The sequence below is a fragment of the Streptomyces sp. NPDC127097 genome (assembly GCF_042724075.1).
Lineage (GTDB): Bacteria > Actinomycetota > Actinomycetes > Streptomycetales > Streptomycetaceae > Streptomyces.
Map to the genome: position 1 here is coordinate 106299 of NZ_JBHXFI010000019.1, position 25136 is coordinate 131434.

Here is a 25136-nt window from a genome sequence, read left to right on the forward strand (position 1 = left end):
GGGGAATTCCGCCGAAACTCCTTACGCACACCGCGAGACGGCCCGCCGGAGGGGACGGGCCGGCGCGGAAAGGGGTGACGGCGTCGGGGTGTGGTGATCCGCCGCCGAGAGTGCGGGGAGGTCCGTCCGCGACACCGCGGACGGGCCTTCCGGCTCCGTTTCCGCCGCGCTACGCGGTCGCGTACACCTTGTTGGCGAACTCCGCGATCTCCGCGTCGCTGAGGTTCTTGGCGAGGTTGGCCTCGGTGATCATTCCCACCAGACGGTGGCCGCCCTTGACATCGATCACCGGCAGCCGCTTGATGTGGTGCTGCTCCATGGTCTGGAGAACCTCACTGGCGCTCGCGTCCGCATCGATCCAGTGCAGCGTCCCGCCCATGGAACCGGCCTGCACCGTCGCCGGGTCGATCCCTTCGGCGCAACACGCGATGACGATGTCACGATCGGTGATAAGGCCCATGAGCCTGTTGTTGTCACCGCAGATGGGCAGGCAGCCGACGTCCAGATCCCGCATCATCTTCGCCGCGTCGTGCAAGGACTCGTGTGCACCCACACAGTGCGCTCCGCCGGACATGATGTCTCGGGCTCGCAACTTGGTGGCCATGATTCCTCCTGTCTCAGGAGTGTGCTTGCATGCCTCGCCTTCGATCACATCACGGATGCCCCCGAGATGCTCACCGGGACGGCCCGGAAACGTCCGGCCCCGACGGGGCGGGGCCGCCTCCTGGGACGACCGCCGGACCCGGCGCCGTCTCCGGGCGTAGTGTCGGTCCGTGACGACGTCGAATCCTTTCTTCGAGCCGAGTGATCTGCCGTACGGACTGCCGCCCTTCGCGCGGATCCGGAACGATCACTTCCTGCCCGCGTTCACCCGCGGCATGGCCGAGCAGCGGGACGAGGTGGCGGCGATCGGCGCCGGCGCCGGGCCGGCGACCTTCGAGAACACCGTGGAGGCGCTGGAGCGCAGCGGTGCGGTGCTGGACCGGGTGTGCCGGGTGTTCTTCAACAAGGTGGCGGCGGACACCGACGAGGAGATCCAGGCGCTCGAGGTCGAGATCACGCCCCGGCTGGCCGCCCATGGCGACCTGCTGCTGCTCGACCCCGCCCTGTTCGGCCGGCTGGACGCGCTGTACGAGCAGCGCGGGAAGCTCGGGCTGGACGAGGAGCAACTGCGGCTGCTGGAACGCCACCACACCCACCGGGTACGGGCCGGTGCCCGGCTCGCCCCCGAGCAGCAGCGGCGGCTGCGCGAGCTGAATGCCGAAATCGCCGCGCTGAGCACCGAGTTCAGCCAGAACCTGCGGGTGGCCACCGCGGCCGCCGCGCTGGTGCTGGACCGGGCCGAGGAGCTCGCCGGCCTGCCCGCGGACCGGATCGCGGCCGCCGCCGAGCAGGCGCAGGCGCTCGGGCACCCCGGCAAGTTCGCGCTCGCCCTGAAGAATTTCTCCTGCCAGACCGAACTCGCCGCGCTGGAGGATCCCGCGCTGCGCGAGCGGCTGCTCGCCGCCTCCCTCGGGCGCGGCATCGACAGCAACGGCCCGGTCGCCGTCGCCCTGGCCAGGCTGCGCGCCGAGCGCGCCGCGCTGCTCGGCTACCCCAGCCACGCCGCCTGGGAGGTCGCGGACCGGACGGCCGGCACCACGGAGGCCGTCGAGGAGCTCTTCGGCCGGCTGGCCGCCCCGGCCGTCGCCAACGCCGAGCGGGAGGGCGCGGCGCTGGCCGAGGCGGCGGGGGTGGCGGAGATCGGCGCGGCGGACTGGCAGTACTACGCGGAACGGGTGCGCAAGGAGCGGTTCGACCTCGACGCGGCGGCGCTGCGGCCCTACCTGGAGCTGGACACCGTGCTGCACGACGGTGTCTTCCACGCCGCCGAGCTGGTCTACGGCATCACCTTCACCCGGCGCCCCGATCTGGTCTCGTACCACCCGGACGCCCATGTCTACGAGGTGCACGACGCCGACGGCGGCCCGCTCGGCCTGTACATCGGCGACTTCCACGCCCGCGAGTCCAAGCGGGGCGGCGCCTGGATGGACTCGCTGGTGGCGCAGTCGCGACTGCTCGGGCAGCGGCCGGTGGTGGTCAACAACCTGAATGTCGCCAAGCCTCCGGCGGGCGAGCCGGTGCTGCTGAGCTGGAGTGAGGTCAACACGCTGTTCCACGAGTTCGGGCATGCCCTGCACGGCCTGTTCTCCGATGTCCGCTATCCGCTGCTGTCCGGCACCCAAGTGCCCCGCGATTTCGTCGAGTTCCCCTCGCAGGTGAACGAGATGTGGGCGGACTGGCCCGAGGTGCTGGCGCATTACGCCCGGCACCACGTGACGGGTGAGCCGATGCCGGCCGAACTCCCCGCCCGGCTGCGCGAGGCGGAGAACTTCGGCGCGGGCTTCCGGATGGTGGAGCACCAGGCCGCCGCGGTACTGGACTGGGCATGGCACACCCTTTCCGCCGACGGCGACGTGCCGGGCGAGGACGCGGTGGCGGCTTTCGAGACGGCCGCGCTGGAGCGTTACGGGCTGGCGATGGCCGCGATCCCGCCGCGCTACCGCACCGGCTACTTCGCCCATATCTTCAGCGGCGGTTATGCGGCGGGGTACTACGGCTACCGCTGGGCCGAGGTGATGGACGCCGACACCGTGCGCTGGTTCCGGGAGAACGGGCGGACGATCCGGGAGAGCGGTGAGATCTTCCGCCGGGAACTCCTCGGCAGGGGCGGCAGCGTCGACCCGCTCGCGGCGTTTCGTGCGGTGGTCGGCCGCGACGCGGACATCGGGCCGCTGCTGGACCGTCACGGGGTATCGCCGAGGTGAGCGCAAAAGGGGCCATGGGATGATCTTGAAGCTACTCGTGCGATGACGGCCCTCTTGCTGTACGGCATGTCCTCGGTGACGACCGGCGGCCGGCCGCCGTGCTTGCCCTTGGGGGCGGCGGTGTCGAGCCCCTCCAGCGTCGGCTCCCGGATGTTCTCCCGCTCGGTCTCCGCCATGGCCGGGAAGAACTCGAAGAGCAGCTCGCCCGGGCCGGTGGGGTCGTAGATGCCGGGCAGGGGCCCGGCGAGCATGTCGGTCAGGCGGAAAGCGGAAGTCCCCGATCTGCACGATCGGGGACTTCACCAAGCCCGGCGGCCCCGGGCGCCAAATGCCCGTTTACGCGGCGGGGTTGAGTTCGGCCTGGCCGAACAGCAGGGCGTAGCCGGCGGGGAGCTGGTGGAGGATGCGGGTGATGAGGTCGGAGCCGGCGTGGGCGGCGACGGCGGTGAAGACGGAGCCGGTGTCCCAGCGGGTGGTGGCCAGGGAGGCCCCGGAGCGGCTGGCGAGGTCCTTGACGAAGGCCCAGCCTCCCAGCGGCCGGGTGTCGGGGATCTGCGCGGTCAGGATGCTTGCGGCTTCCCGGGGCAGGCAGGCGGCCAGGTCGACGCGTTCGTCGCCGGTCAGCTGGCGTCCCAGCCCCGCCAGGACCAGGCGGACGGCTTCGTCGGCTCTCTCGCGGGTGGGGTAGGCGCCTTCGTAGCGGACCTTCTCCAGCATCTGCTCATACGCCGTCCCGTACGACTGCTGCTGCTCAGACGGTACGCGCACGTCGGTGATCACTGCGGTGCATGCCTTTCGTGGAACGGTGCGGGTGTGTGGCACCGAGGTAGGGGTCAGGTGGACTGGGGGCGGCCGAAGAGGAGGTCGTAGCCGGCGGGGAGCTGGAGCAGGATCTGCCCCATCAGGTCGTCGCCGGCGGTGTCGGCGACCGTGGAGAGGACGGCGCTGACGTCCCAGGTCGCGGTCTGCTCGGTGGCGCCCTCGATCCAGGCTGCGGTCGCCCGGACGAACCGCTCCGGCGACAGCGGTTCGGCGCTCTGAAGCGGGTTGAGCAGGATCAGGGCGAATTCCTCCGGCAGGCGGGCTGCGAGTTGGGCGCGGACGTCGCCGACCAGGTGGGCGCCGAGCAGGGCGAGCACCACACGGGCCGCGCGCTCGGCTTCCTCCACGGTGCCGTACTCGCCTCGTTCCTTGACGTGGTCGAGGAACGCTTCGCGTCGCAGAGTCATCTTGGCCGCCACCCCTTCTTGTTCTTCGGGCTGCCCACGGGGTGCGGAGGAAGGGTGAGGGGGAGATCAGGTGCCCGTCCTCCGCACCTGTCCCGGCCGGTGTCAGCCGGAGATCTCCTTGTGGCCGGATCCGACGCCGATGGAGATCTTGCGGGGCTTGGCGCGCTCGGCGATCGGGATGCGCAGGGTGAGCACGCCCGCGTCGTAGTCGGCCTTGATGTGCTCGGTGTCGAGGGTGTCGGCGAGCACGATCTGGCGGGAGAAGACGCCCAGCGGCCGCTCGGACAGCTCCATCTGCACATCGTCGGCCCTCGCCACCGGCCGCCGCTCGGCCTTGACGGTGAGCATGTTCCGCTCGACGTCGATGTCGATCGCGTCCGCGGCAACACCGGGAAGGTCGAAGGCCACCACGTACTCGTCGCCCTCACGGTAGGCGTCCATCGCCATCGCCGACGGCTTCGACCAGGTACCCGGGCCCATCAGCTGCTGCGCCAGCCGGTCCAGCTCACGGAAAGGGTCAGTGCGCATCAACATCGTGAAAACACCTCCAGCAGGTTCAGGCAGTTACTGCCAATGCGCCTCACTGAGACTGTTGTAACATGTCATCCAATGGATGACAAGCATGATGTCGTCAACCCGATGACAACCCGAGGGAGGTGTCCGTGACCCCGGCCGACCAGCCGTCTCCGTCCCGCACCGATGCCCACAGCCCGGCGTCGTTCCTGGCCGCCGCGGCGGCCCTTGCTGCCATAGACGATGCCCTGCGCGACGCCCAGCAAGGGGCCAAGAACCTCCCCGATGCCCTCGGTCCCGGTCCGGAACAGGCCCTGGCCTCCTTGTCGTTGCTGCGGCAGGTGCGCGAGCAGCTCGCCGGATGGGAGACCGGCCTGATCGAAACGGCCCGCGACGCGGGCGCCAGCTGGGCCGACCTCGCCCACCCCCTCGGCGTCGCCAGCCGCCAGGCCGCCGAACGCCGCTACCTGCGCGGCCGTCCCGGCCCGGCCGGGACCACCGGCGAGCAGCGTGTCCAGGCCACCCGTCAGGCCCGGGCCGCCGACCGCAGCACCGCCGCTTGGGCCCGCCGCAACGCGGCCGACCTGCGCCGCCTCGCCGGCCAGATCACCGCACTCACCGACCTTCCCCCCGCCGCCCGCCGCCCGATCAGCGAGCTCCACGCGGCCCTCGCCCACGACGATCCCGCCGACCTCATCGCCCCCCTGACCGCTGCCCGCCCGCACCTGGCCGCCGCCCACCCCGACCTCACCGCCCGGCTCGACACCCTCACACCTCCCTGACCCCGCCCGGCGCACCGCAACAGCAACCCGGTCCACGTCCGCCCCCGGGCAAACGAGGGGAGACCTGGAGACCAACGCGGCCGGCCTGCGGGCCCACCTGGCCCGCTCCCTCACCAAGCAGTGCCTGGACGGGCGGACGCAGTTGGTGGCCAAGGTGTCGAGGCGCCGGTTCGTGCCGGGCCGCGGACCGGCCGTCGTACCGCCGCGCCGCTCAGCCGGCGACGAAGCGCGGGTGCGGCTCCCCGTGGAGGCGGCCGGGCGGGAGCTTGCGGCCGTAGGCGACCAGCAGCAGGTCCTGGGCGGCGCCGTGCAGCGGTGTGCCGGTGCCGAAGGACCAGTCGAGGTCGTCGGCGCGGAGCTGGATGCCGCGGAGGTCGGCGCCGAAGAACCTGGCCGTCCCGGGGGTGACCTTCTCCAGGAGGAGGCGCACCCGGTCTTCGGGGACGCGCCGGTCGAGTCCCAGGGCAACGGTGATGTCCAGGCCGTGCACCACGTCGTGCCCCAGGGCCGCCGCGAAGCCGCCGACCGGCGGCGTCCAGGGATGGTGCGCATGCTCCCGGAGGTAGCCGGCGAGTTCGCTGGTCGAGGCGGCGGCCGCGTCCCTGCGGGCGCACCGGTCGGTCATCCGGTGGAGATGGCCTCCGGCGCGGACGAGTTCGGCGAGCGTCTTGGGGAGCGAGTAGCGGAACCCCATCGACATATGTGCCACGACCTCCCGCACCCGCCACCCCGCGCACAGCGTCGGTGCGTCCCACTGCCCGGCCGGCAAACCGTCCAGCACGGCTGCCAGTTCCCGGCGTTCGGCCGCGATCGCCGCCTTGATCACCATCGGAGTTCTCCTCTCGAACTGCCCCTGGTGTCAAGGATCTTGGCAGCGTCGCCATAAGTCCAAGAGTTGGTGGTTCTGCTCGCCAGAATCACCGGTTATGGATGTACGGCAGGCGGCCGGTGCCGGGAACGCCCGGCAGGCGGCCGGGGCCGCGCCCGGTCACCAGGCCGTGGGCGCGTAGTCCTTCAGGAAGCAGCCGAACAGGTCCTCACCGAGCTCGCCGCGGACGATCGGGTCGTACACCCGGGCCGCTCCGTCGACCAGGTCGAGCGGGGCGTGGAAGCCCTCGTCGGCCAGCCGCATCTTGTCGGGGTGCGGACGTTCGTCGGTGATCCAGCCGGTGTCCACGGCCGTCATGAGGATGCCGTCGGTCTCCAGCATCTCCCGCGCGCTGGTGCGGGTGAGCATGTTCAGCGCCGCCTTGGCCATATTGGTGTGCGGATGGCCGGCGCCCTTGTAGCCGCGGCTGAACTGGCCCTCCATGGCGGAGACGTTCACCACGTACTTGCGGCGCGCCGCTGCCGCCGCCATGGCCGGGCGCAGCTTGCTCACCAGCAGGAACGGGGCGGTCATATTGCACAGCTGGACTTCCAGCAGCTCGACCGGGTCGACCTCGTCCACCTTCTGGATCCAGCTGTTGCTGGCGTGCAGATCCGGTACCAGCCCACCGGCGTCGATCGCGGTGCCCGCCTCGATACGGGCGGGGGTGGCGGAGCCGGTGGTCAGGGCGAGGGCGGTGAGGTCGGCCGCGGTCAGCGCGCCGGAGGTGCCCGCGGCGGCGGGGAGAGCCGCGGGGGCGCCGCTGCCGAAGTGCCCGAGGACGACGGAGGCGGGCAGCTCCCCGGCGGGCAGCGGGGCGGACTCGGCGGCGATCAGCTGTCCGTACGCCTCGGGTGACCGGCGGACGGTCTGCGCGGCGTTGTTGATCAGAATGTCCAGCGGACCTTCGGCGCTCACCGTGTCGGCGAGCGCGATGACCTGGGCCGGGTCCCGCAGATCGATCCCGACGATCTTCAGCCGGTGCAGCCAGTCCGCGCTGTCCGGCATCGCCTTGAAGCGGCGGATGGCGTCGCTCGGGAAGCGGGTGGTGATGGTGGTGTGGGCGCCGTCGCGCAGCAGCCGGAGCGCGATATACATGCCGATCTTGGCCCGGCCGCCGGTGAGCAGTGCGCGCCGGCCGGCGAGGTCGGTCCGGGCGTCGCGGCGGGCCCGGTTCTCCTTGGCGCAGGGCGGGCAGAGCTGGTGGTAGAAGGCGTCGACCTCGACATAGCGGGTCTTGCAGGTGTAGCAGGACCGGGGCCGCTCCAGGATGCCGGCGAGCTCGGTGCGCACGGAGCTGGCGAGGGCCAGGCCCTGGGTCTCGTCGTCGATCCGGTCGGGCGCACCGGTGGCGGTGGCCGCGGTCACCGCCCGGTCGTTGGCGGACTTGGCCGCCCGGCGCTCCTGCCGGCGCCGCTGCTTCACCTTGCGGTAAATGCCGGCGGTGGCGCGCCGTATGGTGATCGCGTCCGGGTGGTCGACGGGCAGCGCGTCGAGCTCCTCCAGCACGCTCAGGCAGACCGCCATCCGCTCCGAGTCGATACCCGTGCCATCGGCCCGGCCTGTTTCGGTCACCGTCATCGCCGCTGCCGCTTTCCTGGGATCGTATGTTCTATTCACGCTTCGGCGGAACTGTACTGAGCCGCGGCTGTTGCGCCAAACCCGGTGGAGGGCGCCGGCGCTGGTGAGCGCGGCGCGGGGCGGTGGAGCGGCGCCCGGCCGGTCATGGACGGGGGCCCGGCACTCCGCCTGCGCCGGGCCCCCGTCCTGCCGTATCCCGCCGTCCGTCACCGCACCGGGTCGTGCCCCAGCTCGATGTCGAACTCACCGTCTCCGGCGGCCGCCACATGCAGCGGGGTGGCCACCGGCGGGTAGCCGCTGGCGATCAGGGTGTACGCACCGCTGTCGAGGTCGGTGAAGACGTACTCCCCGTCCTGTCCGCTGGTGGCGGTGCCCACCACCTGGCCCGCCGGGTCCAGCAGGGTCACCCGGGCGTCGTCCACCGGGCTGCCGTGCACCGTGCGTACGGTGCCCCGGACCTGGGCGCCGGGCGTCAGCCGGATCTCGTACCAGTTGCGGTCGCCGGTGGTGACCTCCACCGGGAGGGCGGACGGGCGGTGGCGGGCGGCGCTGACGGCCAGGGTGTAGCTGCCGGGGGCCAGTTCACCGAACGCGAAGCTGCCGTCCTGGCCGGCCACGCCGGATGCCACGACCTCGCCGGTGACATCGGTGGCCACGACGAGCGCGCCGGGCACCGGGTCGTCGCCCTTCTCGTCGCGGACCTCGCCCTCAAGGCCGGCCGCGCCGCCGAGGGTCAGGTCGTACGACACCGGCTCGCCGCCCACCACGACGGTCACGGCCCGCGGCTGCCGGGCCCCCGCGGAGCCGATCAGCACATAGCTGCCGGCGCCCGTCGTGGGCAGCGCGTAGCCGCCGTCGGCGGCGGTCGAGGTACGGCCGAGCTGCCGGCCGTCGACGCTGATCAGGGTGACCGCGGCCCGGTCCACCGGCCGGCCGTCACCGTCCCGTACGGTTCCCCGGATCTCCGGACCGGTCGTGCCGTTGCCACGGTCCGCGGCCGGTGCGGAGGCCGCGGTCACGGCCGGTACGGCGTCGGCGCCCGGGGCACCGCCGGGCTCGGACGGCCCGGACGGCGTCGACGTGACCTCCGCGTCCCCCTCGGCACCGTTCGCCGCGGCATCGGCTTCGGCGTCGGCCTCCGCACGGGCCTGGAGCCCGGAGATCTGCCGCAGCGGGACCTCCTTGATGAACCAGATCAGAAGGAAGGCCAGGGCGACGACGATCGCCCCCATGAGGAAGACCGTGTGCATCGAGTCCGCGAAGCCGCGCTTGAACGGCTCGGCCAGCCGCGGATCGAGGTGCTGGATGAACGACGAATCGCTGAGCACGCCGGAGGAGTCCCCGTTGCCGGGGTGCTTGAGCATGTCCAGCACGGGCTTGTTGGCGGGGTCGTGCAGCACCGCGGGGTCATGCAGCGCGGCCTGGAACCGCTCGGTGGACACCGCGTCCTTGAACGCCGCGGAGATCTTGTCACCGACCGTGCTGAACAGCACCGACAGGAAGACCGCGGTACCGGCGGTGGCGCCCATCTGACGGAAGAACGTGGACGAGGCGGTCGCCACGCCCATGTCCCGCGGCGGCACCGCGTTCTGCACCGCCAGCACCAGCGTCTGCATACAGCCGCCCAGGCCGAGGCCGAAGACCAGCATGTAGATCATGGTCTCCCACAGCGGGGTGTCCCACTGGACCCGGAAGTGGAAGAGCAGCATCGCCGCGATCATCAGCGCGGTCCCGATGATCGGGAAGATCTTGTAGCGGCCGGTCTTGGCGGTGATCTGGCCCGACGCGATGGAGGCGATGAACATGCCCGCCATCAGCGGCAGCATTTCCAGACCCGAGCTGGTGGGGCTGGCGCCCTTCACGATCTGGAGGTACTGCGGGATCATCAGCATCCCGCCGAACATCCCCATACCGATCAGCACGGACAGCACACTGGTCTTGCTGAAGGTGCCGTTGCGGAACAGCCGCATCGGGATCAGCGCGTCGTCGCCGATCCACCGCTCGACGAAGATCCAGGCGATGATGCCGACGCCACCGATCGCATAGCAGGCGATCGACCGGGAGGAGTCCCAGCCCCACTCCCGGCCCTGCTCCGCGACGAGCAGCAGCGGCACCACACCGACGGAGAGGGTGAGCGCTCCCCACCAGTCGATGCGGTGATCGCGCCGGGTGTGCGGAATGTTGAGGACCTTGGCGACCACGAACAGCGCGATGATCCCGATCGGGACGTTGACCAGGAAGACCCAGCGCCAGCCGGTGATGCCCAGCAGCTGGTCCTGCCCGGCGAGCGCCCCGCCGATCAGCGGCCCGGCCACACTGGAGGTGGCGAAGGTGCCGAGCATGTAGCCCTGGTAGCGGGCGCGTTCGCGGGGCGGGACGATGTCCCCGATGATCGCCAGCGCCAGCGACATCAGACCGCCGGCGCCCAGGCCCTGCACCGCCCGGAACGCGGCGAGTTCGGTCATCGAGGTGGAGAAGGTGCACAGCACCGAACCCACGACGAAGATGGTGATCGCGGCCAGGTAGTACGGCTTGCGGCCGTACAGGTCGGACAGCTTGCCGTAGAGCGGCGTGGCGATCGTCGAGGTGATCAGATACGCGGTGGTCGCCCACGCCTGCTGGCTGAGGCCGTGCAGATCGTCGGCGATGGTCCGGATCGAGGTGCTGACGATGGTCTGGTCGAGCGCGGCGAGGAACATCCCCAGCATCAAACCGCTGAGGATGGTGAGTATCTGACGGTGACTCAGGATTCCTGGTCCGGGTATCTCCCCGGTTCCCGCCCCGGGCGGGGAGGTGGCGGTGCTCATGTACGTAGGTCTCCCTGCTCCACGGCGGCGCCCTGGTCTCCCCCGGGACCCAGCCGTGTGTGTTGTCGTTCTGCCATGTGCTCGTTGAGACGGCCGAGGAGCCGGATCAGGTCGGCCCGGTCCTGGGGCGACCACGGTTCGAGGAGCGCGGCCAGTTCCGCGTCGCGCTGACTGCGGTAGTGCGCGAACGCGGCACGCCCCGCCGCGGTCGCGGCCAGCAGCGACCCGCGGCGGTCCTCCGGGTCCGGGCGACGGGTCACCAGGCCGCGCTCCACCAGCGAGCGCACCTGCCGGCTGACGGTCGACAGATCGAGGAACGCATCGGCGGCCAGATCGGTCGCCCGCTGGTCCCCGCCGACCACCAGCCGGGCCAGCAGCACCCGGTCGGCGGCACCGCCGTCGCCCTTGGCCCGCTGCTTCCAGGCCGCGATCAGCCGCGAGAACCGGACGATCTCCGTTCCCAGTCCGGCGGCCGCCTCCTCCAGCCCCGATGAGGCGGTGACCTCCGGGGCAGCCCGGCCGCAGTCATGGACCGTGCCCTTACTCATCGTCGTGATCCTTCGCGGTGCTGTCATCGGCCCGTGAGTACCTTGCTTGTATCCACCAAGCATAGCGGCTGGAATCACCCGCTCCGCACCGCCCAACCCCGGGGTACGGATGCGGAGATGGGGGTGCGGAGGCACTGGTCCGGCCCGTATATGCTCCGCCACGCCCCCTCCACGAGCGGCGCACGTCCCCCCGACGGCGTACGGAAACCGGACAAGACCGCCGCCATCCGACCCCGGCCGGAGGCCGTTGTGCACCTTCCCCCTGAACTCCTCGCGCTGCTGCGCCGGCCGAGCGTCTGCTTCCTGGCCACCTCGATGCCCGACGGGTCCCCGCAGCTGACCCAGACCTGGGTCGACACCGACGGCACCCATGTACTGATCAACAGCGTCCGGAGCCATGTGAAGACCCGGAACATCCAGCGCGACCCCCGCGTCGCCGTCGCGGTCTCCGACCCGGACCACCCCGCGCGCTACTTCCAGGTGCGCGGCCGGGTGGTCGAGACCACGACCGAGGGCGCGGTCGAGCACATCGAGCAGCTCGCGCAGAAGTACCTCGGCAAGCCGTACCCCTGGTACGGGGGCCGCGACGAGGAACGCGTGCTGTTCGTCATCGAGCCGCGGAGCATCAGCGGTACGGGGTGAGGCGCGGCTCAGCGATCTGTCCCTCGCCGGTCTGCTGGACTACACGCAGGTCAAGCACGTCATGCTGTGACGCGGCTCCGGGCACGGCGGTGCCGGGAGGGCCGGGCGGCGCGACTCTCAGGTGTCCGCCGCACGGCCCCGCCGCACGGGCCGGCTCCCCGCCGCGCTCAGGTGTCCGCCGGCCCGGGCTCCGTGCCCTCGTGGACGACTGCCGGCGCCTCGTCCTGAGCACCCGTCAGGTCCCGGGCCAGCGCGACACGGGAGAGCAGCACGGCGCCCCACAGGACCAGCGCGACGCCCACCGCCTCGGGCAGCAGCCACCAGCCGGTCCGTACCCGTTCGTCGTAGAGGGTGACGCCCAGCGACAGGCTCACCAGCGCGTCGCCGAGCGTGAGGACCGGCTGCGAGGCGGTCAGCGGGCCCGACTGCATCGCGTTCTCCAGCAGGAAGATGGCCAGTACGCCGGTCAGGGCGAAGCCATAGGTCTGCCAGGTGCTGAAGAACGCGGCGGGGCCGCCGGTCTGCCAGGCATGTGTGGCGTCCTTCAGCATGGCCGCCGTGAGGGCGTAGCCGACCGCGGTCGCCCCGGCGAAGCAGGCGGCCCGTACGCCGCCCGCACCGCGCCGGAGCGCGGCACCGACCGCGGTGACGATCACCGCGGCGCAGACCGCCAGCGCGGGCACCCAGCGGTCGAAGGGGGCGTGGGTGGTACCGATGGTGGGCGCGGCGGCGGCGAGAGCGGAGCCCAGGCCGACGACCAGCAGTCCCACCCCGACCCAGCCGGAGCGGGGGATCCGTCCCCCGAGGAGGACCCGTCCGATGAGCAGGGCGAGGGGCAGTTCGAGGACGAACAGCGGCTGCACCACCGACAGCGCTCCCTGGGACAGGGCCAGCGCCTGGAAGCAGGCCGCGGCGACGACCGCGAGCATCCCGCCGAGCCAGACGGCCCGGTGCAGCAGGTCGACCAGCAGCCCCAGGCGCAGTCCGGCGGAGAGCGGGACCGTACGGGCGGCCCGGCGCTGGAGGACCGTGGCCAGTGCGTTGCTGGCCGCCGCGAGCAGTGCGAACAGTACGGCCGGCCACGTGGTCACGGCCCACCTCCTCGTCGGCCACCCGGGCACCGGGGCGGGGCCCGCGCCCTGGTGGCCGGGCGGCGGGGCGGCGCTGTAGCGGTCTTCGACGCTATCCGGCGGCCGACGGGACGGCCCGGCGACACGGGCGCCGCAGGGCCGTATTCGCTGAGCCGGACGGAGGTGCACCGGGTGCCGCTGTGGCTGCGTCCGGAGTGCCGCGCGGCCGTCCCCGGGGCGGCAGATCTTGTCACCCCGGCGTCGAAACACCAGGTCACAACCGTGGCCCCACGGGCGGCAGGTGGCGCAACACTGCGGCAACACCACTGGCCGGATCTCGTCGGTATGGTCCACCGCATGCCAGCCGAACGGACCCGCCAGCACACGACTCCGGTAGCGGCCGCGCGCCGTCGCCGGCTCCGCGCGGACCACGCCCGGCAACTCGCCGACCTGCTGCGCCACCAGGTGCTCGGGGGTGGCTTCCCCGGCGGCGTGCTGCCGCACGAGGAGGTGATCGGCGCGGACTACGGCATGTCCCGCAACACCGTCCGCCAGGCCCTCGATCTGCTGCGCGCCGAACAGCTCGTGGCGCGGCAGCCGGGGGTGGGCACGGTGGTGGTGTGTCAGAAGTACCCGCATGCCCTCGACCGGCTGATGGGTCTGGCCGAGACCCTGCACTCGCACGGCACGGTCACCAATGAGGTACGCACCATCAGTCCGGTCGCGGCGCCGGCCCCGGTGGCGGAGCGGCTGCGGCTTCCGCCGCGGGCCGAGGTCCTCTACGTGGAGCGGCTGCGCAGGCTCGACGGTCTGCCGCTGTCCCTGGACCTGACCTATATCCCGCTGCCCGTCGGACTGCCGCTGCTCGACGCCGATCTGGAGCACAACGACGTCTTCCGGCTGATCGAGGAGACCGCCGGACAGCCCCTGGGCACCGCCGAGATCACCCTGGAGGCCGTCAATGCCGATGCGCACTCCGCCGCTGTCCTGGAGGCGCCGCGCGGCACTGCCGTGCTGATGCTCGAACGCCTCACCCATCTCGCCGACGGCACCCCCGTCGACCTGGAATTCATCCGCTTCCGCGGCGATCGCCTCACCATGCGGGGCCTGTTGCACCGCACGATCTGAGCCACTCCCGCACCGCTCCCCTCCCGGACCTCTTCCGCTCCCCCGCCATGCCCTGGAGACCGCCATGCCTCTTGTGCCGCAACGCGCCGATGTGCCCGTGACCATCGACGAGTCGAAGTGCATCGACGGCTGCACCCTGTGCGTCGACATGTGCCCGCTGGACTCGCTCGCCATCGACCCGGCGAGCAACAAGGCGTACATGCACGTCGACGAGTGCTGGTACTGCGGCCCGTGCGCCGCCCGCTGTCCCACCGGCGCGGTCACGGTCAACATGCCCTATCTGCTGCGATGAGAGGCCCCCGTTCATGAGCTCCCGATTCCCGGGCTCCCCGTTCCCGCCGTCCCCCTCCCTGTCCCCGTCCCCGGCCGCTCCGGGTTCCCCGCCCGCCGTACCGCACCCGGCCCGCCGCCGTGCGCTCGCCGCGGCGCTGGCGTCCGTGCTGCTGGGCCCGCTCAGCGCCTGCGGCACGCCCGCGGACGCCTCGGACGACAAGACCGTCACCGTGACCGTCGGCTACCAGTCCAAGACCATCAACACGGTCACCGCCGGTACGCTGCTGCGCTCACTCGGCTCCTTCGAGCGTGCGCTGCGCGCCCAGGGCAAGCGGGACGGGAAGACGTACAAGGTGCGGTGGCAGGACTATGCGACCGGTGCGCCGATCACCGCGCAGATGGTCGCCGGGAAGGTCGACATCGGCTCGATGGGCGACTTCCCGCTGCTGCTGAATGCCGCCCGCGGCAAGCAGCTGCGCGCCCCCACCCGGCTGGTCTCGGTGACCGGCTACAACCTGCGCGGGGCGCTCAACACCGTGGTCACCAGGCCCGGTTCGGCGCTGCGCTCGGTGCGGGACCTGCGCGGCAAGAAGGTCTCCAGCAGCGTCGGTTCGGCGTCCGACGGCACCCTGGTGCGGGCGCTGCGGCAGGCCGGGCTCGATCCGGAGCAGGACATCCACAAGCTCAACCAGCAGCCGGCGGTGGGGGCCTCGGCGCTCCAGTCGGGCAGCGTGGACGCGCTGTCACAGTTCGTGGCCTGGCCGGGGCTGCTCGCCTTCCAGGGCAAGGCACAGCCGCTCTACGACGGGGGCGCGCTCGGTCTGCCCACCTTCCACGGCGTGACCGTACGGGACGCGTTCGCCACCCGGCGCCCGGCCGTGGTGCGGGCGTTTCTCGCCGCCCAGCGGGAGGCGACCCGCTACCTGCGTGCCCACCCCGTCGACGCCGCGCAGCGGGTCGCCAGGGCCACCGGGCTGCCGCCCGAAGTGGTCTACCTCTACAACGGCGCCGGCGGCACCGCGACCTTCGATCCCACCCTCAAGCCGCAGCTGATCGCCGCACTGAAGAAGGACGTCCCGGTGCTGCGCGCGGCGAAGCTGACCGGGCCGGTCGATGTCGACTCCTTCGTCAACGACCGCTATCTCCAGCAGAGTTACGGCCGGGACTACGCCCGGTCGGTGCGCGCCACCGGGCACCCGTCCCCGGACGAGGTGTGGCTGCGCGGCGCGGACCGGACCCATTCCTTCGCCGGTCCCCGGGCGCTGCTCCGGTTCGTCGCCGCGCACCGCGACACGGTGCGTGCCGCGTATGTGGCCGATACGACGACCGGCACCCGCTGGTTCGCCGACAAGTCGGTCTGGGTCCGCGACGGCGCACGGCTGCTGCCCTTCGCCACCCGGGCCACCGCCGACGCCTGGACGCGGCGGCACCACGGTGCCCGCACCGTCGGCTACGCCGCCGCTCTGGAGGAGGCCCGATGAGCGCGCCCGCCCCAACGGCCGACAGCACGGGGCGGACCGGCCCGCCCCGAGGGCCCTGGCTCCGGTACGCCCGGATCACGGCCGCGGTCCTCGTGGCGCTCACCGGGTGGCAGTTGCTCGCCCAGTACCGGGTGAATCTGTGGCTGCGGTTCTCCCAGTTCCCCACGGTCGCCGAGACGGCCCGGGAGTTCGCCCGCCGGCTGGGCACCGCCACGTACTGGCAGGACGTCTCCGACAGCCTGGCCCGGATCGTCGGCGGCTTCGTCCTCGCGGCCGTCCTCGGCGTCGCCGTCGGCACCGCTCTCGCCCGCTCCCCCGTCGTCTCCGACCTCTTCGGTCCGCTGCTCGAAGTGCTGCGCCCGATACCGGCGATCGCGCTGGTCCCGGTGGCGATCCTGCTGTTCCCCAGCAATGAACAGGGCATCGTCTTCATCACGTTCACCGCCGCGTTCTTCCCGGTCACGGTCTCCACCCGGCACGCGGTGCGGGCGCTGACGCCCGTCTGGGAGGAGGCGGTGCGCACCATGGGCGGGGGCCGGTGGCGGGTGCTGCGCTCGGTGGTGCTGCCGGGGGCGCTGCCCGGCATCCTGGGCGGACTGTCGGTGGGCATCGGCGTCTCGTGGATCTGTGTGATCTCCGCCGAGATGATCTCCGGCGAGTACGGCGTGGGCTATCGCACCTGGCAGGACTACACCATCGTCGACTACCCGGGGGTCTTCGTCGGGATGGCCACCATCGGCCTGCTCGGGCGGCTCACGTCCACGGCGGTGGAACTGCTGGGGCGGCGGCTGACGCGCTGGCTGCCGCGCACCGCGCGCGGCCCGGGGGCGTCCGCGGGCGGGCGGGCCCGGTGGCGGACCGTCCGGGCCGCACTCGGGGAGCCGTCATGACCCGTACCGAGACCGGCACCGACACCGAGGCCGCCGGGGCGGCCTCGGACCGCGCACCCGCACCCGCACCCGCACCCGCACCGGGCCTCCGGCTGACCCTGAGCGATGCCGTGCTCGGCCGGCCCGGCGCCCCCGTCCTCGACGGCCTGGACCTCGATGTCGCCGCGGGCGAGATCCTCACCGTCGTCGGACCGTCCGGCTGCGGCAAGTCCACCCTGCTGCGCACGCTGGCCGGGCTGCTGCCGCTGCTCGGCGGCCGGCTGGCCGAGGACGGCACGCCGGTCGAGGGGCCGGCCGCCGACCGGGCGCTGGTCTTCCAGGAGGACGCCCTGCTGCCCTGGCGCAGCCTGCGGGCCAATGTGGAACTCCCGCTGGCCATCCGGGGAGTGGCCCGTGCGCAGCGCCGGGTGCGGGCCGACGAGTGGCTGGCCCGGGTCGGGCTCACCGAGCACGCCGCCCGGCTGCCGCACCAGGTCTCCGGCGGCCAGCGGCAGCGCACCCAGCTGGCCCGTGCGCTGGCCGGGCGGCCGCGCGCGGTCCTGATGGACGAACCGTTCGGCGCGCTCGACGCACCGACCCGGGCCGGTATGCAGCAGTTGCTGGTCACGGCGCTGAGCGGCACCCGGGCGACCGTCGTCTTCGTCACCCACGACGTGGACGAGGCGCTGTTCCTGGGCGACCGGGTCGCGCTGCTGGGCACCGGCCGGGTGCTGGACGTACCACGGCCCCGTCTGCGCGGGGCGCACACCGATCCGGCGACGGTCGCCCTGCGCCGCGAGGTCCTCGCGTCCCTGGACGGCCGGCCCGGTTCCTGACCGGCGCCCGGCACCGGCGCGGCCCGGAACTTCACCGACCTGACCGGCACGTCCTCGTACGTGGCCGGGCGAGCGAAAGGCACTGTCATGCCGGAAGACACCGTCGGCGCGACCACGGAAGCCATGGCGATCCCCGCCCTCGACTCCGCCGAGGAGCTGTCCTGCGACGTCCTCGTCATCGGCGGGGGCACCGCCGGAACGATGGCGGCGCTCACCGCGGCCGAACACGGCGCATCCGTCCTGCTGTTGGAGAAGGCGCATGTCCGGCACTCCGGTGCGCTCGCGATGGGCATGGACGGGGTCAACAACGCCGTCGTCCCGGGCCGCGCGGAACCCGACGACTACGTCGCCGAGATCACCCGCGCCAACGACGGCATCGTCGACCAGTCCACCGTCCGCCAGACCGCGACCCGCGGCTTCGCCATGGTGCAGCGGCTGGAGGCGTACGGCGTGAAGTTCGAGAAGGACGAACACGGCGCGTACGCGGTCCGCCAGGTGCACCGCTCCGGCTCGTATGTGCTGCCGATGCCCGAGGGCAAGGACGTCAAGAAGGTCCTCTACCGGCAGCTGCGCCGCCGTGAGATGCGCGAGCGGATCCGCATCGAGAACCGCATCATGCCGGTGCGGGTGCTGACCGCCGGCGGCCGGGCGGTCGGGGCGGCGGGCTTCCACACCCGCACCGGGCACTTCGTCACGGTCCGGGCCGGCGCGGTGATCCTCGCCACCGGCGCCTGCGGCCGCCTCGGCCTGCCCGCCTCGGGCTATCTCTACGGCACGTACGAGAACCCCACCAACGCCGGTGACGGCTACGCCATGGCCTACCACGCGGGTGCCGCGCTGACCGGCATCGAGTGCTTCCAGATCAATCCGCTGATCAAGGACTACAACGGCCCGGCCTGCGCCTATGTGGCCAATCCGTTCGGCGGCTACCAGGTCAACCGGCACGGTGAGCGGTTCGTGGAATCCGACTACTGGTCGGGGCAGATGATGGCGGAGTTCGCGGCCGAGGTCGCCTCCGAACGCGGTCCGGTCTATCTGAAGCTGAGTCACCTCCCGGAGGAGTCCGTCTCCGCCCTGGAGACGATCCTGCACACCACCGAGCGCCCCACCCGTGGCACCTTCCACGCCGGGCGCGGCCACGACTACCGCACCCACGACGTGGAGATGCACATCTCCGAGATCGGCCTGTGCGGCGGGCACTCGGCCTCGGGGGTACGGGTCGACGACCATGCCCGCACCACCGTGCCGGGCCTGTACGCGGCCGGCGACCTGGCCTGTGTCCCGCACAACTACATGATCGGCGCGTTCGTCTTCGGTGATCTGGCGGGCGCGGACGCGGCCCAATACCGGGCGTACGAGGGCGAGTTGCCCCATGACCAGCTGCGCGACGCCCATGAACTGATCTACCGGCCGCTGCGGAACCCCGACGGCCCGCCGCAGCCGCAGGTCGAGTACAAACTCCGGCGCTTCGTCAACGACTACGTCGCCCCGCCCAAGAGCGGCGCCCGGCTGTCGCTGGCCGTCGAGCACTTCGCGCGGATGCACACCGACCTCGCCGCGATGGGCGCCCGCACCCCGCATGAGCTGATGCGCTGCGCCGAGGTCGGCTTCATCCGCGACTGCGCCGAGATGGCCGCCCGCGCGTCACTGGCCCGCACCGAGTCCCGCTGGGGCCTCTACCACGCACGCACGGACCACCCGGAGACCGATGACACCGACTGGCTGCACCACCTGGATCTGCGGAAGTCGGCGACGGGACGGATGGAGTTCACCGCCCGCCCGGTGGCGCCGTACCTCGTCCCGGTCGACGAGTACCGCCCCGTGGGCGGCGCGCCCCGGTTCCTCGGCGAGGTCCATCCGGAACAGGTCGCGACGGCGGGGCGGCGGGACCGGCCGCCGGTGGAGTCCGCGGTGGTGGGTGCGGTGGCGGTGAGGGCTTCGGGGGCGGACGGCGGGGCGGGCGGTGGCGGCATCGGCACGGCCGGAACCACCCCGGGGGCTGTCGGCGGCGGCACGGCCGGAACCGTGCCCGGAGCCGGAGCCGGAGCCGGGGCCGGAGCCGGAGCCGGAGCCGGGGCCGGCACCTCTCCCCGCATCCTCGAACTCCTCGCCCTCGCCGAGGACCAGCCCGACCTCCCGGCGCTGCGCCCGTACCTCGCCGACCCCGACCCGGCCGTACGGCGCGCCGCCGTCGACACCCTCACCGAGACCGTCCCGCCCGGCACCGGCCCGGCCCTCGCCACCGTCCTCACCGACCCCGACCCCGCCGTACGGGCGGCCGCCGGCGCCTCACTGCGTGAGCTGAGCGAGGTCCTCCCTGCGGAGCCCGGTCTGCGTACGCCGCTGGCCGCCGCGGTGCACGGGCCCGACGCGGCCGTCCGCGCGGCGGCCGTGGAGGTGCTGCGTGCGCTGCGCCTCGGCGACCGGCCCCTCTTCGCCGCCGCGCTCACCGACCCCGCCGTGGAGGTACGCGTCCAGGCCGTCCGCGCGCTGGTCTCCGTCGACGCCGCGGATGATCTGCGCCGGGCCGCCCGGGACGCCTCCCGTGAGGTCCGGGTGGCCGCCGCGCACGGACTCGGCACGGTCGGCGGCCCCGGGGATCTGGCGGTGCCGCTCCGCGACGCGGATGTCCTCGTACGGGCCGCGGCGCTCGCGGCGCTGGCCACCACCGGCTGCCCGCCGCCCTATGACGCGGCGGCCGTCGCGGCGCTCGGCGACCCGGCCTGGCAGGTCCGGTCCGGCGCCGCCACCGCCCTGGCCGCCGCCGCCCCCGAGCCGGCCGTGGCCGCGCTGCGCTCCGCTCTCTCCGACGGGCACGCGGATGTCCGCAAGGCGGGGGTGCTCGCGCTGCGCGCGCACGCCGCCCGCGCGGACGCCCGCCAGGCACTGGCCACGGTCGCGGACGACCCGGACGCCGACGTCCGCGCCTACGCCCGGCTCGCGACGAAGGGGTGACACGGGCGCGGTGCGGGGGCGCGGGCCGGGGCGGGGCCGCCCGGACCGGTGGGCCGCATCCCGGCGGGCGGCATCCAGCTCCCCACGGCCGGCGGCGTACCGCGGGTGGCCCACGGACCGTCCGCGACGGCGCGTGCCACCCACCGCACCCCCGGTATAAAACTGCCCAAAACAGGCATATTCCTGCTAGCCGACATGGACAGCTGGTCAGGAATGCCTATGCCCTCCCTCACCCCCCGATGGCCCCGATACGTCGAGTTCGCCCCGAGCGTCCTGGTCGCCGGAGGGCTCGTCTGGGACGCCTTCTCGCCGGCCGACTACTGGGGCGACCCGATGCTGACGGCGGCCAGCGTGATGGCCGGTGCGCTGCTCTCCCTGCGGCACACCCTCGCCATCGGCGCCGCCATCGTCGGCGGCGTCTTCGCACTCACGGTGAAGGACGGCACCGCCGGCGACATCGTGGGCTATCTGGAGCTCATCAACACCCTCTTCGCCGCGCTCATGGGGGTCGGCGTCAATCGGGTGATCGCCCGCCACGGACGCCATCTGGACGTGGTGCGTTCGGTGGCGGAGGCCGCCCAGCGTGCCGTGCTGCCCGCACCGCCGGAACGCATCGGCCCGCTGGCCATCGCCGCCCGCTACCAGGCCGCCCAGAGCGAGGCCCGGATCGGCGGCGACGCCTATGCCGTCCAGCGGACCCCGTTCGGCGTCCGGCTGCTGATCGCCGATGTGCGCGGCAAGGGGCTGGGCGCGGTGAGCGCGGTGTCGGTGCTGCTGGGCGCGTTCCGCGAGGCCGCCGAGGAGGAGCCGGACCTCGCCACGCTGGCCGACCGGATGGAGCGCGCCCTGCTCCGGGAGAGCGAGCACACTTCCGAGGAGGACCGGCTGGAGGGCTTCATCACGGCCCTGCTCTGCGAAGTCCTCCCGGGGGCCGCGGGCCTGCGGATGCTGAACTGCGGCCACCCCGCGCCCTACCTCTGCCACGACGACGAGGTGCACGTCCTGGAGCCCGGCGATCCGGGGCTGCCGCTGGGGATGGGCACGCTGGGAGTGGAACGGACCCTCCCGGCCGACCGACCGTTCCCGGCGGGCAGCACCCTGCTGCTGGTCACCGATGGCGTGACGGAGGCCCGCGACGCCGCCGGACGGTTCTACGATCCCGCGGCACAGCTGGCGGGCCACGGCCCGTTCCGGGGACCACAGGACGTGATCGACCGCTTGGTGCGGGACGTCGAGCACTGGACCGGCGGCCCGCGCGACGACGACATGGCGGTGCTCGCCCTCACCCGGCAGGGAGAGGGCGCATAACTCCCCGTCATCACTCCACAGCCGCCGCCACATCGCGGCTTTTCTCCATCCCTTGGGGAATTCCGTCGTGTGCTGCCGAGATTTCCGGAAGGGAGATGAGATGATCAGTCAGAGCATCAGCATCCGCACCGAGCGACCCTTCGCTCCCGCGCAGATCGGAGTTGATGTGTCCGACAACAGATCAACCCTGCTGAGTCAGCGCGCCGCCGTCATTTTCCTCCTCGGCGCCCTCACCGCTATCGCCGCCGGGGTGCTCACCTTCTTCAACGGCGGCACCCCGGCCTCCGCCACCCTCGTCGGCGGCGCCGCCTTCGGTGCCGCCGTCACCTTCTTCCATACGGTCATCGACTGAGCTTCCCCACGGACCTTCCGGGCCCGCCCCCTTGGCCCCGGCCGGACGCTCAGGCACCGGACCCACACCCTCAAGTTCTTCCTTCAAATAACTTGAGGTTTCCAGGCCCGGCCCGGTCTCCGCGTCTCAGGCGGAATCCGTGGCACCGCATGCGGTGCGCCGCCGGACCGCAAGTGCCAAACTTGAGTCACCGCGCCCGGCCGCCGGCCGGGGCCCTTGCCGCCGAGGGGGCACCATGACCTGGGCATCTTGGACCACTGTAGGGATACACGCCCTACCCGGCGCGGTTCACACCGCGGAGATCGGCGTGATCAACGGTGACCTGACCATTCACACGACCTGGTCGGAGAACCTGGCCCATGTAGCTGTGCAGTACACCGGGGCGTCGGAGTGGTACACCATGGCCGGCAGCCCCGTCCCGTGCGATTCCGAAGAGGCCAGCCGCACCTTCCACCAGGCCGTCGTCGAAGCCGTACGCGGCGGGGAGCGAGCCGACGCCTCCCTGGAGGAGCTGTTTCACCGCTAGGGCCCGTCTTCCTGTCCCGGCCGTCCTCTGATCCGACGAGCGGCGCCGGGCGCGACAGCCGCGCCGTAGCACCGGGTCTCCCCACGCGCTCTCTCCGTAGCCTGGCCCGCCCCTCTCCGTAGCCGGCCCCGCCGCACCACTGGCCGCACCGCGGGCAGGATCACGGCGCGGCCCAGATCGTCGCGATCTCCATGGCATGAGAGCGCTCCCCCACACCCCCGGCCCGCGCGAGACCGTCGCACCGCCCTCGAACGCGCGCCACGCCGGCCACTCGCCACGCCCCCCGGCCGCCTTGGCAACACCGCGGCGCCGCCGGGCACCCCGCCCCCGCCAACGGCCCCGCACTGACCGCCGTTTGGCGCGGGCGAGCCCGCTCTCATAGCAGCCCGCAGTTCCGCTCATCTTCCGAGCAACCATTTCGCGCCACCGCATGTCTCCTCAGGTGGACCACAGTTGGTCACCTGCTGGCTACTTAATGCTGACCAATTGTTAAATTTCGCCCAGGAATCTCGATTCCTGATCATTTCTCTTTACATGCCCATGCCAGGCATACCAGGGTTTGCGCGGGGCCCCGCGGCCCCCGTGGTGCACAACAGCACCGCGCGTACGGGCGGTTGGCGAGCCGACCGCCCCCGCAGCACTAAGGATCCACATCAGTGCGTAGACCCCACATACGCAGACACCGCCTGGCCATCGCGGTCGCCGTGACGACGGCCGCCACCCTGACAGCGGGTGTGGCGGGCAGTGCCTCCGCGACCCCGCCGGCCTCGCCGGTCGCTGCATCCTCCGCAACTCCCGCCCTCCAGAAGGCCGTTGACGCCGCCCGCGACGCCGCCTACGCGCACTCCTCGGCCACCGGAGTCAGCAAGAAGGACACCCTCAAGGCCACCGACACGCTCGTCGACCCGGACGGCCGGCAGCATGTCCGCTTCGTCCGGACCCACCGGGGCATGCCGGTGCTCGGCGGCGACCTCGTCGTCCACCTGACGGCCGACTCGGCGTACGAGGGCGTGACCCGGGCCTACCGTCATCAGGTCGACATGACCGGCACGGACCCGAAGTTGTCCGCCGGCGAGGCCCGGACGAAGGCCGCTGCCGTGGGCAAGGGCCGGGCCGGCGACGCCGAACTGGTCGTGGACGCCCGCAACGGCCGTACGACGCTGGCCTATCAGGTGCAGGTGACCGACAGCCGTACCGCCGAGTCCGGTGGCGCCCGTACGGTCGTCCTCGACGCGGCGACCGGCGCGGTGCTCAGCAACGTCCAGGCCGACGACTCCTTCCTGTCGCCCGCCCTCCAGCGCAAGCTGCGCGCGCGGGGCGAGCGGCTCAACCCCTCGACCGGACTGGCCACCCCCGCCCCGCCCGCCACGGGCCAGACGGCGAAGTCCGCCGGCTTCCCGGCGGCGGCCAAGGGCACCGGCGCGTCCTTCTTCGTCGGCAGTGTGCCGCTGTCCACCACCCAGACCGCGAAGAAGTCCTTCACCCTGAAGGACTCCACCCGCGGCAACACCGAGACCCGGGACGCCGGCGACAAGGAACTGGAGAAGTTCAGCGGCGGCAAGGCGTTCACCAGCACCACCAACCGCTGGGGCAACGGCACCACGAGCAGCCGGGCCACCGCCGCCGTCGACGCCCAGTACGGCATCGCCAGCACCCTCGACTTCTACAAGAAGACCTTCGGCCGCAAGGGCATCAAGAACGACGGCCGTGGGGCGCGGGCCCTGGTGCACTTCGGCGACAAGGTCGGCAACGCCTTCTGGTCCCCGCAGTGCGGCTGCATGCTCTACGGCGACGGTGACGGCCGGACGTTCACCAAGCCGCTGGTCGTCCTGGACGTCACCGGCCATGAGCTCTCCCATGGCGTCGTCGACGCGACCGCCAACCTCCAGCCCACCCGGGTGGACATCGAGGGCAACCAGTTCGGTGAGCCCGGCTCGCTCAACGAGTCGCTGGCGGACATCTTCGGCAGCGCGGTCGAGTTCGCGACCAACAACCCGAAGAACCCGCCGAACTACCTGATGGGCGAGAAGCTCGGCCTCGACCAGAAGTTCCTGCGCCGGCTGGACAAGCCGTCCCTCGACAAGCTCGAAGGCACGGTCGACTACTGGTCGAAGGCGTCCTACGACACCGAGGTGCACGCCGGCTCCGGCGTCTCCTCGCACGCCTACTACCTGCTCGCCGAGGGCAGCGGGAAGAAGACCATCGGCGGGGTCGCCTACAACTCCCCCACCGCGGACGGCTCCAAGGTGACCGGCATCGGCCGGACGAAGGCGACGGCGATCTTCTACCGGGCACTCACCCGGTACATGGTCTCCACGACCGACTTCCACGACGCCCGGACCGCGACCCTGCGTGCGGCCAAGGACATGTACGGCGCCAAGAGCACCGAGTACAAGACCGTGGACAGGGCCTGGGCGGCCGTGAATGTGAAGGCGTCCAACACGCCCTCCACCAAGCACTGATCCGTCCCGGACCGGGCCGGGGGGGGGGGGGGGGGCCCCCCCCCCCCCCCCCCCCCCCCCCGGGGTGTGGAGGCCCCCCCCCCCCCCGGGGGGGGGGGC

The 25136-nt window shown here is 72.3% G+C and carries 23 protein-coding genes; 13 read left to right on the forward strand and 10 right to left on the reverse strand.

All coding sequences use genetic code 11. The features are described from left to right. Positions 1–169: 169 nt before the first annotated feature. Positions 170–604 carry a CBS domain-containing protein gene (locus tag ACFWJW_RS17295; protein ID WP_387241289.1) on the reverse strand — a complete coding sequence of 145 codons (435 nt, stop codon included), beginning with the start codon at positions 602–604 and terminating at the stop codon, positions 170–172. A gap of 169 nt (positions 605–773) precedes the next feature. Between ACFWJW_RS17295 and ACFWJW_RS17300 the strand changes: the two genes are divergently transcribed. After that, the gene (locus ACFWJW_RS17300; RefSeq protein ID WP_387241292.1) at positions 774–2807 is read left to right on the forward strand and encodes a M3 family metallopeptidase; all 2034 of its coding nucleotides are present in this window, start codon (positions 774–776) and stop codon (positions 2805–2807) included. On the opposite strand, the gene ACFWJW_RS17305 is transcribed toward ACFWJW_RS17300, so the two are convergent. The 4 genes from ACFWJW_RS17305 to ACFWJW_RS17320 form a co-directional block, all read right to left on the reverse strand. Beyond that, the gene (locus tag ACFWJW_RS17305) at positions 2786–3058 is read right to left on the reverse strand and encodes a recombinase family protein (RefSeq protein ID WP_387241295.1); all 273 of its coding nucleotides are present in this window, start codon (positions 3056–3058) and stop codon (positions 2786–2788) included. The genes ACFWJW_RS17300 and ACFWJW_RS17305 overlap by 22 nt on opposite strands. 85 nt (positions 3059–3143) lie before the next feature. Then, positions 3144–3587, reverse strand: a complete 444-nt coding sequence (locus tag ACFWJW_RS17310; protein WP_387241298.1) for a DUF2267 domain-containing protein — start codon at positions 3585–3587, stop codon at positions 3144–3146. A gap of 53 nt (positions 3588–3640) precedes the next feature. Next, positions 3641–4036 carry a DUF2267 domain-containing protein gene (locus ACFWJW_RS17315; RefSeq protein ID WP_387241301.1) on the reverse strand — a complete coding sequence of 132 codons (396 nt, stop codon included), beginning with the start codon at positions 4034–4036 and terminating at the stop codon, positions 3641–3643. 102 nt (positions 4037–4138) lie between these two features. After that, positions 4139–4570, reverse strand: a complete 432-nt coding sequence (locus tag ACFWJW_RS17320) for an Hsp20/alpha crystallin family protein (RefSeq protein WP_387241304.1) — start codon at positions 4568–4570, stop codon at positions 4139–4141. 128 nt (positions 4571–4698) lie between these two features. Here ACFWJW_RS17320 and ACFWJW_RS17325 point away from each other — a divergent pair, with 128 nt between their 5' ends. Then, entirely contained in the window at positions 4699–5331 is a 633-nt protein-coding gene (locus tag ACFWJW_RS17325; RefSeq protein ID WP_387241307.1) for a type III effector protein, read from the forward strand. A gap of 211 nt (positions 5332–5542) precedes the next feature. On the opposite strand, the gene ACFWJW_RS17330 is transcribed toward ACFWJW_RS17325, so the two are convergent. The 4 genes from ACFWJW_RS17330 to ACFWJW_RS17345 form a co-directional block, all read right to left on the reverse strand. Then, the gene (locus tag ACFWJW_RS17330; protein WP_387241310.1) at positions 5543–6160 is read right to left on the reverse strand and encodes a maleylpyruvate isomerase family mycothiol-dependent enzyme; all 618 of its coding nucleotides are present in this window, start codon (positions 6158–6160) and stop codon (positions 5543–5545) included. Between the two features lie 159 nt (positions 6161–6319). Then, the gene (locus ACFWJW_RS17335) at positions 6320–7780 is read right to left on the reverse strand and encodes an SDR family NAD(P)-dependent oxidoreductase (RefSeq protein WP_387241313.1); all 1461 of its coding nucleotides are present in this window, start codon (positions 7778–7780) and stop codon (positions 6320–6322) included. 206 nt (positions 7781–7986) lie between these two features. Further along, positions 7987–10587: an MFS transporter gene (locus ACFWJW_RS17340; protein WP_387241316.1), complete on the reverse strand. Its 2601-nt coding sequence runs from the start codon at positions 10585–10587 to the stop codon at positions 7987–7989. Next, on the reverse strand, positions 10584–11135 hold the full coding sequence (locus ACFWJW_RS17345; protein ID WP_387241319.1) for a MarR family winged helix-turn-helix transcriptional regulator: 552 nt from the start codon (positions 11133–11135) through the stop codon (positions 10584–10586). Before ACFWJW_RS17345 ends, ACFWJW_RS17340 begins: the two co-directional genes overlap by 4 nt. Positions 11136–11384: 249 nt before the next feature. On the opposite strand from ACFWJW_RS17345, the gene ACFWJW_RS17350 reads away from it, so the two are divergent. Further along, the gene (locus tag ACFWJW_RS17350; RefSeq protein WP_387241322.1) at positions 11385–11777 is read left to right on the forward strand and encodes a PPOX class F420-dependent oxidoreductase; all 393 of its coding nucleotides are present in this window, start codon (positions 11385–11387) and stop codon (positions 11775–11777) included. A gap of 167 nt (positions 11778–11944) precedes the next feature. On the opposite strand, the gene ACFWJW_RS17355 is transcribed toward ACFWJW_RS17350, so the two are convergent. Further along, positions 11945–12868 carry a DMT family transporter gene (locus ACFWJW_RS17355; RefSeq protein WP_387241325.1) on the reverse strand — a complete coding sequence of 308 codons (924 nt, stop codon included), beginning with the start codon at positions 12866–12868 and terminating at the stop codon, positions 11945–11947. A 336-nt stretch (positions 12869–13204) separates the two neighbouring features. On the opposite strand from ACFWJW_RS17355, the gene ACFWJW_RS17360 reads away from it, so the two are divergent. From ACFWJW_RS17360 to ACFWJW_RS17405, 10 genes are all read left to right on the forward strand, one after another. Continuing rightward, complete coding sequence (locus ACFWJW_RS17360) at positions 13205–13975, forward strand: GntR family transcriptional regulator (protein WP_387241328.1); 771 nt, start codon at positions 13205–13207, stop codon at positions 13973–13975. Positions 13976–14039: 64 nt separating this feature from the next. After that, entirely contained in the window at positions 14040–14267 is a 228-nt protein-coding gene (locus ACFWJW_RS17365) for a ferredoxin family protein (RefSeq protein WP_042158306.1), read from the forward strand. A 13-nt stretch (positions 14268–14280) separates the two neighbouring features. Further along, the gene (locus ACFWJW_RS17370; protein WP_387241332.1) at positions 14281–15729 is read left to right on the forward strand and encodes an ABC transporter substrate-binding protein; all 1449 of its coding nucleotides are present in this window, start codon (positions 14281–14283) and stop codon (positions 15727–15729) included. Beyond that, a complete protein-coding gene (locus ACFWJW_RS17375; protein ID WP_387241335.1) occupies positions 15726–16619 on the forward strand; it encodes an ABC transporter permease in 894 nt (297 codons plus the stop codon). The genes ACFWJW_RS17370 and ACFWJW_RS17375 overlap by 4 nt, the downstream gene beginning before the upstream one ends. Further along, positions 16616–17434, forward strand: coding sequence for an ABC transporter ATP-binding protein (locus ACFWJW_RS17380; protein WP_387241338.1), 819 nt, complete (start codon positions 16616–16618; stop codon positions 17432–17434). The genes ACFWJW_RS17375 and ACFWJW_RS17380 overlap by 4 nt, the downstream gene beginning before the upstream one ends. Before the next feature lie 87 nt (positions 17435–17521). Further along, positions 17522–20389 carry a fumarate reductase/succinate dehydrogenase flavoprotein subunit gene (locus ACFWJW_RS17385; protein ID WP_387241341.1) on the forward strand — a complete coding sequence of 956 codons (2868 nt, stop codon included), beginning with the start codon at positions 17522–17524 and terminating at the stop codon, positions 20387–20389. A 219-nt stretch (positions 20390–20608) separates the two neighbouring features. Next, on the forward strand, positions 20609–21697 hold the full coding sequence (locus tag ACFWJW_RS17390) for a PP2C family protein-serine/threonine phosphatase (RefSeq protein WP_387241344.1): 1089 nt from the start codon (positions 20609–20611) through the stop codon (positions 21695–21697). A 100-nt stretch (positions 21698–21797) separates the two neighbouring features. Next, positions 21798–22049 carry a hypothetical protein gene (locus ACFWJW_RS17395; RefSeq protein WP_042158299.1) on the forward strand — a complete coding sequence of 84 codons (252 nt, stop codon included), beginning with the start codon at positions 21798–21800 and terminating at the stop codon, positions 22047–22049. Between the two features lie 235 nt (positions 22050–22284). After that, on the forward strand, positions 22285–22575 hold the full coding sequence (locus ACFWJW_RS17400) for a hypothetical protein (RefSeq protein WP_387241347.1): 291 nt from the start codon (positions 22285–22287) through the stop codon (positions 22573–22575). Between the two features lie 656 nt (positions 22576–23231). Continuing rightward, positions 23232–25037 carry a M4 family metallopeptidase gene (locus ACFWJW_RS17405; protein ID WP_387241350.1) on the forward strand — a complete coding sequence of 602 codons (1806 nt, stop codon included), beginning with the start codon at positions 23232–23234 and terminating at the stop codon, positions 25035–25037. The last annotated feature ends 99 nt before the right edge of the window (positions 25038–25136 follow it).

Excerpts from the sequence above, each read along its gene's own strand:
- ACFWJW_RS17295 (WP_387241289.1), bottom strand. The coding sequence starts at position 604 with ATGGCCACCAAGTTGCGAGCCCGAGACATCATGTCCGGCGGAGCGCAC.
- ACFWJW_RS17305 (WP_387241295.1), bottom strand. The coding sequence starts at position 3,058 with ATGCTCGCCGGGCCCCTGCCCGGCATCTACGACCCCACCGGCCCGGGC.
- ACFWJW_RS17315 (WP_387241301.1), bottom strand. The coding sequence starts at position 4,036 with ATGACTCTGCGACGCGAAGCGTTCCTCGACCACGTCAAGGAACGAGGC.
- ACFWJW_RS17320 (WP_387241304.1), bottom strand. The coding sequence starts at position 4,570 with ATGTTGATGCGCACTGACCCTTTCCGTGAGCTGGACCGGCTGGCGCAG.
- ACFWJW_RS17330 (WP_387241310.1), bottom strand. The coding sequence starts at position 6,160 with ATGGTGATCAAGGCGGCGATCGCGGCCGAACGCCGGGAACTGGCAGCC.
- ACFWJW_RS17335 (WP_387241313.1), bottom strand. The coding sequence starts at position 7,780 with ATGACGGTGACCGAAACAGGCCGGGCCGATGGCACGGGTATCGACTCG.
- ACFWJW_RS17340 (WP_387241316.1), bottom strand. The coding sequence starts at position 10,587 with ATGAGCACCGCCACCTCCCCGCCCGGGGCGGGAACCGGGGAGATACCC.
- ACFWJW_RS17345 (WP_387241319.1), bottom strand. The coding sequence starts at position 11,135 with ATGAGTAAGGGCACGGTCCATGACTGCGGCCGGGCTGCCCCGGAGGTC.
- ACFWJW_RS17360 (WP_387241328.1), top strand. The coding sequence starts at position 13,205 with ATGCCAGCCGAACGGACCCGCCAGCACACGACTCCGGTAGCGGCCGCG.
- ACFWJW_RS17365 (WP_042158306.1), top strand. The coding sequence starts at position 14,040 with ATGCCTCTTGTGCCGCAACGCGCCGATGTGCCCGTGACCATCGACGAG.
- ACFWJW_RS17370 (WP_387241332.1), top strand. The coding sequence starts at position 14,281 with ATGAGCTCCCGATTCCCGGGCTCCCCGTTCCCGCCGTCCCCCTCCCTG.
- ACFWJW_RS17375 (WP_387241335.1), top strand. The coding sequence starts at position 15,726 with ATGAGCGCGCCCGCCCCAACGGCCGACAGCACGGGGCGGACCGGCCCG.
- ACFWJW_RS17380 (WP_387241338.1), top strand. The coding sequence starts at position 16,616 with ATGACCCGTACCGAGACCGGCACCGACACCGAGGCCGCCGGGGCGGCC.
- ACFWJW_RS17385 (WP_387241341.1), top strand. The coding sequence starts at position 17,522 with ATGCCGGAAGACACCGTCGGCGCGACCACGGAAGCCATGGCGATCCCC.
- ACFWJW_RS17390 (WP_387241344.1), top strand. The coding sequence starts at position 20,609 with ATGCCCTCCCTCACCCCCCGATGGCCCCGATACGTCGAGTTCGCCCCG.
- ACFWJW_RS17395 (WP_042158299.1), top strand. The coding sequence starts at position 21,798 with ATGATCAGTCAGAGCATCAGCATCCGCACCGAGCGACCCTTCGCTCCC.
- ACFWJW_RS17400 (WP_387241347.1), top strand. The coding sequence starts at position 22,285 with ATGACCTGGGCATCTTGGACCACTGTAGGGATACACGCCCTACCCGGC.